The sequence below is a fragment of the Burkholderia sp. AU17457 genome (assembly GCF_002223255.1).
GTDB classification, from domain to species: domain Bacteria; phylum Pseudomonadota; class Gammaproteobacteria; order Burkholderiales; family Burkholderiaceae; genus Burkholderia; species Burkholderia sola.
In genome coordinates, this window is sequence record NZ_NKFB01000008.1 from 710094 (window position 1) to 723602 (window position 13509).

Annotated in this window: 10 protein-coding genes and 1 pseudogene; 7 read left to right on the forward strand and 4 right to left on the reverse strand. The window is 66.8% G+C overall.

What is annotated here, in order from left to right; translation table 11 throughout:
* Positions 1-23 precede the first annotated feature (23 nt).
* Positions 24-1055 (reverse strand): ABC transporter permease, encoded by a 1032-nt coding sequence (locus CFB49_RS33195; protein ID WP_069620060.1) that lies wholly within the window; start codon positions 1053-1055, stop codon positions 24-26.
* A complete protein-coding gene (locus CFB49_RS33200) occupies positions 1048-2592 on the reverse strand; it encodes a sugar ABC transporter ATP-binding protein (RefSeq protein WP_089493491.1) in 1545 nt (514 codons plus the stop codon). Before CFB49_RS33200 ends, CFB49_RS33195 begins: the two co-directional genes overlap by 8 nt.
* A gap of 233 nt (positions 2593-2825) precedes the next feature.
* Here CFB49_RS33200 and CFB49_RS33205 point away from each other — a divergent pair, with 233 nt between their 5' ends.
* Positions 2826-3527 carry a FadR/GntR family transcriptional regulator gene (locus CFB49_RS33205; protein WP_034209092.1) on the forward strand — a complete coding sequence of 234 codons (702 nt, stop codon included), beginning with the start codon at positions 2826-2828 and terminating at the stop codon, positions 3525-3527.
* A gap of 51 nt (positions 3528-3578) precedes the next feature.
* Here CFB49_RS33205 and CFB49_RS33210 read toward each other — a convergent pair whose 3' ends face one another.
* Entirely contained in the window at positions 3579-4907 is a 1329-nt protein-coding gene (locus CFB49_RS33210; protein WP_089493492.1) for an MFS transporter, read from the reverse strand.
* A 576-nt stretch (positions 4908-5483) separates the two neighbouring features.
* Between CFB49_RS33210 and CFB49_RS33215 the strand changes: the two genes are divergently transcribed.
* Positions 5484-6428, forward strand: a complete 945-nt coding sequence (locus CFB49_RS33215; RefSeq protein ID WP_043887960.1) for a helix-turn-helix domain-containing protein — start codon at positions 5484-5486, stop codon at positions 6426-6428.
* A gap of 125 nt (positions 6429-6553) precedes the next feature.
* Here the strand turns inward: CFB49_RS33215 and CFB49_RS37205 are convergent.
* Positions 6554-6754, reverse strand: a pseudogene (locus CFB49_RS37205) (RNA-guided endonuclease InsQ/TnpB family protein); the annotation flags it as partial.
* A gap of 92 nt (positions 6755-6846) precedes the next feature.
* Here CFB49_RS37205 and CFB49_RS33220 point away from each other — a divergent pair.
* The 5 genes from CFB49_RS33220 (at position 6847) to CFB49_RS33240 (ending at position 13480) form a co-directional block, all read left to right on the forward strand.
* Complete coding sequence (locus tag CFB49_RS33220; RefSeq protein ID WP_089437888.1) at positions 6847-8286, forward strand: APC family permease; 1440 nt, start codon at positions 6847-6849, stop codon at positions 8284-8286.
* Between the two features lie 264 nt (positions 8287-8550).
* Complete coding sequence (locus tag CFB49_RS33225; RefSeq protein WP_089493493.1) at positions 8551-9993, forward strand: aldehyde dehydrogenase family protein; 1443 nt, start codon at positions 8551-8553, stop codon at positions 9991-9993.
* 62 nt (positions 9994-10055) lie between these two features.
* On the forward strand, positions 10056-11420 hold the full coding sequence (locus CFB49_RS33230) for an aspartate aminotransferase family protein (protein ID WP_089493494.1): 1365 nt from the start codon (positions 10056-10058) through the stop codon (positions 11418-11420).
* Between the two features lie 151 nt (positions 11421-11571).
* Positions 11572-12135 carry a cytochrome b gene (locus CFB49_RS33235; protein WP_089493495.1) on the forward strand — a complete coding sequence of 188 codons (564 nt, stop codon included), beginning with the start codon at positions 11572-11574 and terminating at the stop codon, positions 12133-12135.
* Positions 12136-12331: 196 nt separating this feature from the next.
* Positions 12332-13480 carry a porin gene (locus CFB49_RS33240; RefSeq protein WP_089493496.1) on the forward strand — a complete coding sequence of 383 codons (1149 nt, stop codon included), beginning with the start codon at positions 12332-12334 and terminating at the stop codon, positions 13478-13480.
* Positions 13481-13509 lie beyond the last annotated feature (29 nt).

Consider the following 13509-nt stretch of genomic DNA (forward strand, 5'->3'; position numbering starts at 1 on the left):
TCGTGGGTAGGGACTGCTGCCGGTCAGGGCCGGCGATTGCGCAACTGGTCGATCCACACCGTGCCGAGGATCACGACGCCGATGATGATCTGCTGGATGAAGCTCGATACGCCGTTCATGTTCAGGCCGTTGCGCAGCACGCCGATCACGAACGCGCCGATCGCCGTGCCGGAGATCGTGCCGACGCCGCCCATCAGCGACGTGCCGCCGATGACCGAGCTGGCGATCGCGTCGAGCTCGTACATCACGCCTTCGTTCGGCTGCCCGGTGACGAGCCGCGACATCAGCACGCAGCCGGTCACGCCCGCGAGCGCGCCGGACAGCACGTAGGTGAACAGCTTCACGCCCTGCACGTTCACGCCCGACAGCCGAGCCGCTTCCGCGTTCGACCCGACAGCGTAGATATGACGGCCGAGCGACGTTCTCGACAGCAGCACGGACACCACGACGAACAGCACGACCATGATCACGACCGGATACGGGATGCCGGGAAAGGTCGTATCGGGGAACCCGTCCGCGCCGATGCGCGAGATCCTCAGCAGCGCGCCGTTGCCGAGCGCGCCGAACGCGTCGCCGAGATCCGATACCGGCCGGGCGCCGGTGATCTGCAGCGCGATGCCGCGCGCGACGAGCATCATGCCGAGCGTCGCGATGAACGGCGGCAGGCCCATCTGCGTCACGCAGACGCCGTTGACGAGCCCGCACAGCGCGCCGACCAGGATGCCGGCCGCCATCGCCGCGGGCACCGGCACGCCGGCCTTGACCAGCAGCGCCGCGCACACGCCGGCCAGCGCGAGCACCGAGCCGACCGACAGGTCGATGCCGCCCGTGATGATCACGCAGGTGGCGGCCACGCCCAGATAGGCGATCGATGTGACCTGCAGGCCGACCGTCATCAGGTTGTCAACCGAGAAGAACGCCGCGCTCGATATCGAGAACGCGGACACGAGCACGACGAGGCTGCCCAGCGCCGCGAACTTCTGGATCAGGTCGCGTCGCCGCTGTCGCGCCGCCCGCTCGTCGGCCTGGCTTCGATCGGATGTCATTTCAAGCATGGGAACGCCCCGACGCGTAGTGCATGATCTCCTCCTGACTGGTGTGTTGAGTGTCGAGAACCGCGGTCAATCGACCTTCGTGAAACACGGCGATCCGGTCGGTCATGCCGAGCAGTTCGGGCAATTCCGAACTGATCAGCACCACGCCGACGCCGTCGGCGGCGAGCCGGTCCATCAGCCCGTAGATCGCGAACTTCGCGCCGACGTCGATGCCGCGCGTCGGCTCGTCGAAGAACAGGATCTTCGAGCCGCGGTACAGCCATTTACCGATGACGACCTTCTGCTGATTGCCGCCGGACAGGTTGCGCACGCGCTGGTGCACGGACGGCGTGCGAATCGCGAGGTCCTGCACGTAGCGGCGCGCGACGTCGAGCTCGTCGTCGAAACGCAGGAACCCGAAGCGCGATGTAATGCCGCGCACGTTCGCGAGCGTGAGGTTCGCCGCGACGGGCATCGACAGCGCGAGCCCCTCCTCCTTGCGGTCCTCCGACAGATACGCGATGCCGTGCCGGATCGCCTCGCGCGGCGAGCGGATCGTCACGGGCCGGCCGTGCAGCGCGATCGTGCCGCCGTCGGGACGATCCGCGCCGAAGATCGCGCGGGCGATCTCGGTGCGCCCGGCGCCCATCAATCCCGCGAAACCGAGGATCTCGCCGCGGCGCAGCGCGAACGACACCGGCCCGAACACGCCATCGCGGCGCAGGTCCCGCACGTCGAGCAGCACGTCGTCGGTCGGCACCGACTGCCGTGACGGATAGGCGTCGTCGAGCGTCCGTCCGACCATGCGCGCGACGATGTCGTCGATGCTCACGTCGGCGAAATCGTCCGTCGAGATGTGGCGCCCGTCGCGCAGCACGGTCACGCGATCGACGATCTGCGCCATTTCGTCGAGCCGGTGCGAGATATACAGAATCGCCACGCCGTCGGCGCGCAGTTCCGCGATGATGCGAAAGAGCTGCGCCGTTTCCGCTTCCGTCAGCGACGACGTGGGCTCGTCCATGATCAGCACGCGCGCGTCGAGCGACAGCGCCTTCGCGATCTCGACCATTTGCTGCTGCGCGATGGACAGCACGCCGACCTTCGTCGTCGGGGCCACGTTCAGACCGATGCGCGCGATGCAGCGCGCCGCATCCGCATTCATGCGCTTCGCATCGACGAACGGCCCGCGCCGCGGCTCGCGTGCGAGGAACAGGTTCTCCGCCACGCTCAGGTGCGGGACGAGATTGAGTTCCTGGTGAATGATCGCGATGCCCGCCGCCTGCGCTTCGGATGCCGAACGAAACCGCACCGGTGCGCCGCGATAGTGAACGACGCCGTCGTCGGGCAGATACTGGCCGCTGATGATCTTCATCAGCGTCGACTTGCCCGCGCCGTTCTCGCCGCACACCGCATGCACCTCGCCGCGGCGCAGGTCGAGGCGAATCCCGTCGAGCGCGAGGACGCCCGGGAAGCGCTTGCGAATTCCGTCCAGGCGCAGGATCTCCCGGTCCGCTACGTCGTGCGCGGCCTGACCGGGCAGATTGCGAGGCATTGCCATTGCGTCTCCTTGGGATGGAGCGACCGCGGCACTATCCGGTCAGTCCAATTTGGATGAATTACAGCAATCAAGCCCATTTTGGTCAAGCCAATTTATCAATCCTCATCCGATCTTACCAATAGTGAAAACCCCGACATCCGGAGGAACCCGCCGCCACACGGGGCAAAGCCGGAGGCGTGATAGACTCCGCGACACGCGCTTGCGCCGAAAGCGCATTGATCCCTATCAATCGGATGAAATCGACAGAACCCAAGCGGCTTTACCAATCGGTCGCGGCCCAGATCGTCGCGCTGATTCGTCAGGGCGAATTCGCGATCGGCGAGCGGCTACCGCCGGAGCGCGAGCTGGCGCTGACGCTCGGCGTATCGCGCCCATCGCTTCGCGAGGCGTTGATCGCGCTGGAAATCGGCGGCCAGATCGAGATCCGGATGGGCTCCGGCGTGTATGTCCGCGACACGGCGGCCGACGCTGTCGGCCCGATGGCCACGCTCGGCGACAGTCCGTCGGAATTGATGCAGGCTCGCGCGGCCGTCGAAGGCAGCGTCGCCGCGCTGGCCGCCGCACGGATGACGGCCGCGATGCTCGAGCGCCTGCGCCGCACGGTGCAGCGCATGAAGCGGCTCGCGGAGGCCGGCAAATCGCCGGTCGAAGCCGACCGGCAGTTCCACATGCTGATCGCGGAAGCCGCCGGCAATTCGGTGCTGACCCGCTTCGTCGGCGAGCTGTTCGACAGCCGCCACGACCCGATCGCGACCGCGATGCGCGGCCATGCGGAGAATCCGCAGACGTGGACCGCCGCCGTGCGCGAGCACGAGGACGTGCTCCTCGCGTTGCAGGCCGGCGATCCGATCGCGGCCCAGACGGCCATTCGCGCGCACCTTCGCGCGTCCGAAGCGCGGTGGATCGAGGGTGGGCTGAAAGCCGATCCGGATTGAGCGTGCGCGGGCGCGGGCACGCGCCGGCGAGCGCGCAGCCCCGCCCACGCGCTATTCGACGCCCTGCAACGCCGCCCGCTCGCTCGCCGTGCAGCGCGACGGCAGCATGCGCGGCACCAGGCTGGTCACCAGCACCGAGCCGACTACCAGCAGCCCCGCGACCACCGCGAACCCGGCATACGGCGCGCCGGTACGTGCGAACAGGACGCCGACCAGCCACGAACTGAACGCGCTGCCGAGCGAACCCAGCATGCTGATCACCGCGATACCCGCGGCCGCCGCCCGGCCGGTCAGCTGGGCAGCCGGAATCGTCCAGAACACGATCGGCACGGTGAACGCGCACAGCTGCGCAATCGCAAGCAAGGCCACGGTGATCCCTACATGGCCGACCGAGAAGCGCAGGAGCAGCAGACTGCACGCGGTGACGAGCATGCAGGCCACCGTATGCCAGCGGCGCTCGCCGGATCGGTCGGAACTCCATGCGATCGCCACGTTGCCGATCATCGTGAAGACGGAAATCAGTCCGGACAACCAACCGATTCCGCTGACGCTCGCCACCCCGGCCGCCTTCAGCACCGTCGGCGACCAGAACGTCACCGTTCCCATCCCGACGTAGACGCAGAAATAGATCGCCGCAAGCCCCAGCACACGCGCGTTGCGAACGATGTCGAGCACGCCCGCCCGGTCATGGCCGACCACGGCCGACGCCCGCTCCGCGTCCAGATCGCGCAAGAGCGCCTGCCGGTCCGCAGGCGACAGCCATGCCGCCCGTTCCGGCCGGTCGCTCAGCATCAGCGGCGCAACCAGCCCGAGCGCGATCGCCGGCAACCCCTCGATCAGGAACAGCCACTGCCATCCGCGCAACCCCATCGTGTCCTGCAGGTGCGCCATGATCCAGCCGGACAGCGGCCCGCCGATCATCCCCGCGACCGGAACGGCGAGCAACAGCACGCTGTTGACACGGGCGCGCACCGCATCCGGAAACCAGTAAGACAGGTACAGGATCAGGCCCGGAAAGAAGCCGGCCTCGGCGGCGCCGAGCAGAAAGCGCACCACGTACAGCGACACGCTGCCGGTCACGAACATCTGCGCCACCGTGCACAGGCCCCACAGCACCATGATCCGCATGAGCGTGCGGCTCGCGCCGATGCGCGCCAGCACTAGATTGCTCGGCACCTCGAATGCGGCGTAACTGATGAAGAAGATGGCCGTCGCGGAGCCGAACACGGCTTCGCTCAAGCCGAGGTCCTGCAGGAACTGCAGCTTGGCGAAGCCGATGTTGACGCGATCGATGAAGTTGATCACGTAGCAGACGAACAGAAACGGAATCACGCGCAGCGCGATCCGACGATACAACAAGGCAGGGGGTGACTCGGACATGGACCGCTCCCGGTATGTGGACATGCGTCACGAACAAGCGAGGCGTTACGGGGTAATTATACAAATCCCGTATTTCGGGATTTATTGGTAGTTAACATGAGAGAAGCCTTTGTGTGTCGCCTGCGCCATGCTGCCGGCCTTCATTCGTCAGTTTTGTAATCAAACCTCGATCTTGCTCGATCGCCTTGACCATGCAGCCCGCGTTACCAGGTCACGCGCGACGCCATGTGTAAACCCCACCTCAAAAATAAACTTAATCCCTTATAATGAGATTCGTAAAAATACGATTGCCAACAACAGTCGTTTGTCGACATAGCTGCCCCCGAATTTCTTTCGGTTCGGTTACGCTCCGTCGCCTTCCGCGCGGTGCTCGCTCGACAAGCACCCGCGGGCTTTTCGATCGCGTCACGCAGTGTTTTTTTCTGGATATGATCGTCGGCAGGACTGACCGTGTCGCACGCGCCTTCGGAAAGCCGTCCGGGCGGCGCGCGCATGGCGCGGTCGCGTTGCCCGCGCCCGCAGCATGAGCCGGCTTCGGCCGGCATCGAATTTGAAACGGAATGCATTCGCCACGCCATGAACCTGCGCGCTGAAACACTGTGCTTCTCGGATGTGTTCCTCCATTCCCAGGCGATCGTGAACTGGTCGCAGCACTACGACCAGATCAGTCCGGGCACCGCGACGACCACGCTGCGCCAGGTCGCCGCCCAGCGCTTTCACGTCTTTCGCGAACGCATCAACCAGCGCGTGATGCAGCACGGCCTCGCGCCGCGCGACCGGCTCTGCTTCGCGCTGCCGATCGCCAGTGCGGTCGCGCCGGTGGTCCAGGGGCGCACCGTCGAGCGCCCGAGCCTGCTGACGCTGCGCGGCGGCGAGGAGTTCGTCGCCCACCTGCCGTGCGACACCGAGGTGCTCGCGTTCACGATCGACCGCACGCTCACCGCCGATCGCGAGCTGGACGAACTCGCGAACCTGCCCGCCCGCATCCTGAAGCAGCCGGTGCTGCCGATCTCGCCCGCGCGCTACCGCAGCGCACTGGACGGCCTCGAACGCGTGCTGGGCCAGGCGCTCGACAGCGGTTCGCTCACCGCGCGCGATGCGTTCGACGAACGCGTGCTCGCGCACAGTGTCGTCGGCATCCTGCTCGATCTCGTGCAGTCCGACGACCCGGATGCGGGTGCACTGCCGTCGGCATCGACGCAAAGCTACATCGTGCGCCGCAGCCAGGAAATCGCACTGGAATCCGACGACGTGCCGACGGTGATCGATCTCTGTCACCACCTGCGGATCAGCCGCCGCACGCTGCAATACAGCTTCCAGAACGTGGTCGGCACCACGCCGACCGCCTACCTCCGCTCGATCCGGCTGAACGCCGTGCGCCGCTTCCTGATGACGACGCCCGACACGATGCGGATCGGCGACGCGGCGGCGCAATTCGGCTTTTGCCACTTCGGGCGCTTCTCCGCGTACTACCAGCAGCATTTCCACGAGCTGCCGTCGCACACGCCGCGCCTGAGCTGAGTGCGCGACAACCGCATGGCGGCGTCGCATCCGGGTAATCCCCTGCCGCTCCCGCGCATGCGGATTGCCGATTACGGACAACGCCCGTTTTTTCGGCACCGTAAATTTTTGTCGTCGGCCCTGCGCGCATGCGCGCTGCACCGCATCGAGCGGCCGTCCAGGCGCACACCCGTGTTCAGATCGAATCCCGGCGGCTACTTCTTGCTCCACTTGCGCGCGTGCTTCTGCGTGTCATTGCAGCAGTTCCGGACGTAGTTCACCGCACGGCTCTGCTTGTTGAGCAGTCCGTTGAGCGACTTCACCCGGTAGCGGCAGACAAGGATCATGCCGGTGATCCCGACCCGTGGAAGACGCTGCCTGTCAACCGCACGCCTTTCCTTCCCGCCATCAATGGCGGAGTTTCCCGGAGCAAATTCTGATGAACGAATCGTCACCCCGGTCCGAAGCGGGGCTCAGCAAGAACGCCGTCGGACTCTCCCATATCGTCTTCTTCGTCGTCGCCGCAGCCGCGCCGCTCACCGCGATGGTCGGCGCGACGCCCGCCGCGTTCTCGCTCGGCAACGGCCCCGGCGTGCCCGGCGTATTCGTGCTCGCCGGCGTCATGTACCTGATCTTCAGCATCGGCTACGCCGCGATGAGCCGACACATCTCCAATGCGGGCGCGTTCTACGCGTACATCGCGAACGGGCTAGGACGCCCCGCCGGCGTGGGCGGCGCGTTCGTCGCGATCGTCGCGTACAACGCGGTGCAGATCGCGATCTACTGCATGTTCGGCTTCTTCCTGAACGACAGCATCCAGCGGCACTACGGCGTCGACGTGCCGTGGTGGGCGTTCGCGCTCGCGTGCGTCGTCGCGGTCCACTTCTGCGGCGCGCGACGCATCGAGTTCAGCGGCCGGCTGCTCGGCATGCTGATGATCGGCGAAATCGCGATCGTGATGCTGCTCGATCTCGCGATCGTCGTGCACGGCGCGAGCGCCGGCGGCTTCAGCGCGAAACCGTTCAGCCCCGCGACGGTGTTCGCGCCCGGGCTCGGCACCGCGCTCGTATTCGTGCTCGGCTCGTACATGGGCTTCGAGGCGACGGCGATCTTCTCCGAGGAGGCGCGCGACCCGAAGCGCACGATTCCGCGCGCCACCTACCTGGCCGTGATCCTCATCATGGCGTTCTACGCGCTGTCGTCGTGGGCGATCGTCGAGGCCTGGGGCGAGCACGCGATCGCCGCGCAGGCCGCGCGCGATCCGGCCAATCTCTGGTTTGCCGTCAGCGGCCGGCTGCTCGGCGGCATCGCGACGGACGCGATGAACGTGCTGCTCGTCACGAGCCTGTTCGCGGCCATCCTGTCGTTCCACAACACGATCACGCGCTATTTCTACGCGATGGGCCGCGAACGCGTGCTGTGGCGCAAGCTCGGCCATACGTGCCCCGTGCATCGTTGCCCGGACGTCGCCGGCAAGGTACAGACGCTGATCGCGCTCGCGGCTATCGCCGGATCGGCCGCGTTCCGCCTGGATCCGTTCGCGGTCGTGTTCTCGTGGATGAGCGCGCTGGCCACGATCGGCATCATCGCGGTGCAGATCCTGGTGGCGGCGTCGGTGATCGTGTTCTTCGCGCGCGATCATCGGGACGCCGGCGTCGTGCACCGGCTGATCGCGCCGCTCGTCAGCGTGATCGCGCTCGGCGCGTGCCTCGTGCTGGTCGTGCGCAACCTGTCCGTGCTGAGCGGATCGGATTCGACCTTCGTCGCGATGTTTCCGTATTTCCTCGTCGCTGTCGGCGCGCTCGGCATCCGCGCCGCGCTGCGCTTGAAGCGCAGCGACCCCGACCTGTATCGCGAACTCGGGCGCGCCGCGCAGTAGTCGCTGCCCGGACGGTGCCGCGCCGCGCCGTCGTCTCGTTGTTCACTCCCCGCGCATTTCCCGCTGCCGACGCGACGCGCCATGCGTCGCGCCGGCACGGGTATTCCCTATCCCGATCGCGCCTCAACGATTGCCGATAGCGGACAAGGCGCGCGTTTTCATCGACATACAGTGAATGCGACGTCGAAGCCGGACCACGGGCAGTTGCCATCGCCCTCACCCGTTCGGCCCGACGATTCGCCCCTGGGAAACACGGACACCACGATGAAAATTCAGAATCTGATCGACGGCAGGCATTGCGACGCAGCGGCCGGCCGTACCTTCGAAAAGCTGGCGCCGGCGACCGGCGATTACGTTGCCGCCGTGCCCGCGTCGACCGCCGAAGACGTCGATCGCGCGGTGCGTGCCGCGCACGCCGCGCTGAACGACGACGCGTGGGCACGCGCGGGCGGCTCGGCCCGCGCGCGCTGGCTGCTTCGGCTGGCGGACCTGGTCGAGCGCGACCGTGACGCGCTGGCGGAATGCCTGGCCGTCGAACAGGGGCGCCCGCTTGCCGAGATGCGGATGATGGACCTGCCGATGTGCATCGACACGCTGCGCTACTTCGCCGGCTGGGCCGACAAGCTCGAGGGCCGCACGATTCCGACCGACGGCTTCATGGGCCGCCCGACGCTCAGCTACACGCGGCGTGCGCCGGTGGGCGTCGCCGGTCAGATCATCCCGTGGAACGCGCCGTTGATGATCGCGGTGTGGAAGCTCGCGCCGGCGCTCGCGGCCGGCTGCCCGGTGGTCATCAAGCCGTCGGAAGACGCGCCGCTGGCCGTCGCCCGGCTCGGCGAGCTCGTCTGCGAAGCCGGCCTTCCCGCCGGAGTCGTCAACATCGTCCACGGCGTGGGCGCGGAAGTCGGCGCCGCGCTGGTCGCGCACCCGCTCGTGAACAAGATCAGTTTCACCGGCAGCACCGAAGTCGGCCGCGCGATCGCGGGCGTGGCAGCGAAGACCTTCAAGCGCGTCACGCTCGAACTCGGCGGCAAGGCCGCGCAGATCGTGTTCGCGGATGCCGATCTAGACCGTGCGATTCCGTCGCTGGTGGCCGGCATGTTCGCGAACCAGGGGCAGACGTGCGCGGCCGGCTCGCGCGTGCTCGCACATCGCTCGATCGCCCGGGCACTTGAAGAACGGCTCGCCGACGCCGCTCGCGCGATGCGCGTCGGTCCGCCATCGGAGCCCGGCGTGCAGATGGGCGCGCTGATCAACCCGCGTCACCTCGCGCGCGTGCGTGCGCTCGTCGACGGCGCGCTCGCCGAAGGGGCCGTCATGCTTGCCGGCGACGAACAGGTGCCGCCGCGCGGCTGCTTCATGCGCCCGACGATTCTGGGCGGCGTCCATCCCGGCATGCGGATCGCCCGCGACGAGGTGTTCGGCCCGGTCGGCATGGTGATGCCGTTCGAGACCGAGGACGACGCCGTTCGCATCGCCAACGACACGCCGTTCGGCCTGTCCGCTTCGGTGTGGACGCAGGACGTCGGCACCGCGCACCGCGTCGCCGAGCGGCTCGACGTCGGCGCGGTCGCGATCAATGCATGGAGCCCGATCGACGCACGCCTGCCGTGGGGCGGCACCAAGCAAAGCGGGATCGGGCGCGACCTGTCGAAGGCCGCGCTCGATTCGTACCTCGAGGAAAAGATCGTCACCGCAGCCCTCTGATCCCGCGGCGCACACCGCGCCGCCATCTGTTCAAGCACTTAGTAAGAGAGACGAGAGACACCATGGACTATCAAAAGCGTCAAAAGCGGTTCTGGCACCCGATGAGTTCGGCGGCCGCCGGACATACCACCCCCACCGTGATCATCGCGCGCGGCGACGGCAACTACGTGTACGACGTCGACGGCCACCGCATGCTCGACGGCGTCGGCGGACTGTGGAACGTCAACGTCGGCCATAACCGGCCGGAGGTGAAAAGCGCGATCGCGCGCCAGATGGACGAGCTGTCGTACTACCAGACTTTCGACGGCGTCGCCCATCCGCGCGTCTACGACCTGGCCGACCGCCTGTGCGCGATGTTCGCGCAGGAAGACATGCAGCGGGTGATGTTCGGCAGCGGCGGCTCCGACGCGATCGAGACCGCGCTCAAGATGGCGCGCCAGTACTGGGTCGCCGCGGGCGAGCCGTCGCGCACGAAATTCCTGTCGCTGCGCAACGGCTATCACGGCGTGCACATGGGCGGCACGTCGATCGGCGGCAACGGCGTCTACCATTACAATCACGGTCCGCTGCTGCCCGGCTGCGTGCTGCTCGACACGCCGTGGCTTTATCGCAATCCGTGGAATTGCGACGATCCGCATCAGCTCGTCGAGCACTGCATCCGGCAACTCGAGGAAACGATCGCGTTCCACGGCCCGCAGACCATTGCCGCGTTCGTCGCCGAGCCGGTGCAGGGCGCGGGCGGCCTGATCGTCCCGCCAGCCGATTACTGGCCGCGCGTGCGGGCCGTATGCGACCGCAACGGCATCCTGCTGATCGCCGACGAGGTGGTCACCGGCTTCGGCCGCACCGGCAGCCTGCTCGGCAGCCGCGGCTGGGGCGTCGCCGCCGACATCCTGTGCGTCGCCAAGGGCATTTCCGCCGGCTACGTGCCGCTCGGCGCAACGTTGTACAGCGGACGCATCGCCGACGCGATCGAACATGGCGCGGGCTTCTCGCACGTGGTCATGCACGGCTACACGTACAGCGGGCATCCGCTCGCGTGCGCCGCGTCGCTCGCGGTGCTCGACATCGTCGAGGCCGAGGATCTGCCGGGCAATGCCGCGCGGGTCGGCCAGCGCCTGCTCGAGCACTTGCTGCCGCTGAAGGCCGACTTCGAGACCGTCGGCGACGTCCGCGGCAAGGGGCTGATGCTGGCGCTCGATCTGGTGACCGACAAGGCCAGCCGCACGCCGCTCGATCCAGGCAAGGGGTTCGCCGCCCGCGTGGCCGATGCCGCACGCCGGCGCGGCGTGCTGGTGCGTGCGATCGCGAACAAGGTCGTGATGTCGCCGCCGTTGACACTGCGGCAGGACGAAGCCGACTTCATCGCGGTGACCCTGCGCGAAGCGCTGCAGGAATGCTGCGCGGATTCGCTGGCGATCGCCTGAGCGCGCGAACCCGCCCGGCGCACGGACTTTTCGCCGAAGGCTCGTGCGCGTCGCCATCCGGCCTCGGTTCGACGAAGATCGGTGCGGTACGTCGAAATAGACGGTCGGCGTCCCGCCTGTCGCAGTGTCGTTTCAAAGGAAGACAAGTCAAATGGAAAACCAGGCCATTGCATTCACGGTGGAGAAATACCCGCTCGCGCTTCGGCTCCTGCACTGGGTCAGGGCGATCCTGATCGGCGCGCAGCTCTGGACCGGATGGACGATGGTCCGGCTCGACGACAACCTGCCGGCCAAGTTCGACTGGTATTACCCGACGCACAAGGAGTTCGGCGTGCTCACGCTGCTGGTGGTCGTCACGCAACTGGCGATTCGCTCGATGAAACCGTTGCCGCCGCTGCCTTCCACGCTGCCGACGCTCGACCGCACGCTCGCCAGGATCGGCCACTACCTGCTGTACACGCTGGCGATCGTGGTGCCGCTGATGGGCTATTCGATGTCCAGCACGTATACGCAGAGCGACGGCGTGCCGTTCTTCTTTTTCCGCGTACCCGAGCTGTTGCCGAAGAACGACCATTGGTTCGAGGCGTTTCAGTGGTTGCACAAAACGCTCGCCTATACGTTGCTCGCGCTCATCGTGCTGCATGTGCTTGGCGCGCTGAAACACCGGTTCTTCGACCGCAACCCGGAAAACGACGTGCTGCGGCGGATGCTGTAACGCCGCCGCCACGCGGAACCGCGCGCCCGGCGAGGTTCCGTATTCGGTCCGCCGCGATCGCGGCGGGCCTCTTTTCTTCAAATTTCATATTTCGTTTTACTAACTACAAGCGGACACGCTGCACGCGTCCGGTGCTGACGCACGCCGTCGGAAACCGCGCCGCGCCGCGTGGGCCGTCCACACCTGGAGATCGACGATGAAGAAGATGATGGCGGCCGTATCGGCCGCGAGCGCCATGGGATTCGGCCTGACGGCCCATGCGCAAAGCACCGTGACGCTGTACGGCCTGATCGACGAAGGCGTCAATTTCACGAGCAACGCGGGCGGCAGCAAGGCTTACCAGATGGTCAGCGGCGATACCGTCGGCAGCAACTGGGGACTGAAAGGCACCGAGGATCTCGGCGGCGGGCTGAGAGCGCTGTTCCAGCTCGAGAACGGCTTCAATGCGAGTACCGGCGCGCTCGGCGTGACGTCGCGGATGTTCGGCAGGCAAGCCTACGTCGGGCTCGATTCCGACCGGTTCGGCACGCTCACGTTCGGCCGCCAGTACGACCCCACGCTCGACATGTGGAGCCCGTTCACGGCCACCGGCAACTGGCTCGGCGACTTCGGCGCGCACCCGTACGACAACGACAACGCCGATTGGGACTACCGCATCCAGAACAGCGTCAAGTACGTGTCACCCTCCTACGCCGGCTTCAAGGGCGAAGTGCTCTACGGGCTCGCCAACCAGGCGGGCGGCTTCGCGCGGAACCGCGTCTACAGCGCCGCCGTGCAGTACCAGGCGGGCGCGTTCTCCGCCGCCGTCGCATACCTGAAGGCCAACAACGGCGGCGCAACCGCGGGCGGTGCATTGTCGAGCGACGATACGGTCTTCAGCGGCCGCTCGCAGCAGAACATCGACGCGGGCGCATCGTACAAGTTCAGCGACAAGCTGACGTTGTCCGCCGCGTATTCGCACGTCGACGTGACCAACCCCGAGTCGAATCTGTACTTCGCGAACCAGCCGGCGGCAGGCTCGCAGAACGCGTGGAAATTCGACAACTTCGAGGTCAGCGGCCAGTATTTCTTCCGGCCGGACCTCTGGCTCGGCGCCGCCTATACGTACACGCATGCGCATGTCGCGACGGCGGCGGGCGATGCGTCGCCGAATTGGCACCAGGCATCGATGATGCTCGACTACGATCTGAGCAAGCGGACCTCGACGTACATCCAGGGCGCGTACCAGCATGCAACCGGCGATACCGGCACCGACTTCGACTACGCGCACGTGCTCGGCACGGCCGGACAATCGTCGGGCCGCAACCAGCTGGCGTTGCGCGTCGGGATGATGCATCGGTTCTGAACGTGGCGGAAAAACACGGGCTCGCGCGC

Coding starts and splice junctions, on each gene's coding strand:
- CFB49_RS33215 (WP_043887960.1), top strand. CDS start 5,484: ATGAACCTGCGCGCTGAAACACTGTGCTTCTCGGATGTGTTCCTCCAT.
- CFB49_RS33240 (WP_089493496.1), top strand. CDS start 12,332: ATGAAGAAGATGATGGCGGCCGTATCGGCCGCGAGCGCCATGGGATTC.
- CFB49_RS33225 (WP_089493493.1), top strand. CDS start 8,551: ATGAAAATTCAGAATCTGATCGACGGCAGGCATTGCGACGCAGCGGCC.
- CFB49_RS33205 (WP_034209092.1), top strand. CDS start 2,826: ATGAAATCGACAGAACCCAAGCGGCTTTACCAATCGGTCGCGGCCCAG.
- CFB49_RS33235 (WP_089493495.1), top strand. CDS start 11,572: ATGGAAAACCAGGCCATTGCATTCACGGTGGAGAAATACCCGCTCGCG.
- CFB49_RS33195 (WP_069620060.1), bottom strand. CDS start 1,055: ATGCTTGAAATGACATCCGATCGAAGCCAGGCCGACGAGCGGGCGGCG.
- CFB49_RS33200 (WP_089493491.1), bottom strand. CDS start 2,592: ATGGCAATGCCTCGCAATCTGCCCGGTCAGGCCGCGCACGACGTAGCG.
- CFB49_RS33220 (WP_089437888.1), top strand. CDS start 6,847: ATGAACGAATCGTCACCCCGGTCCGAAGCGGGGCTCAGCAAGAACGCC.
- CFB49_RS33230 (WP_089493494.1), top strand. CDS start 10,056: ATGGACTATCAAAAGCGTCAAAAGCGGTTCTGGCACCCGATGAGTTCG.
- CFB49_RS33210 (WP_089493492.1), bottom strand. CDS start 4,907: ATGTCCGAGTCACCCCCTGCCTTGTTGTATCGTCGGATCGCGCTGCGC.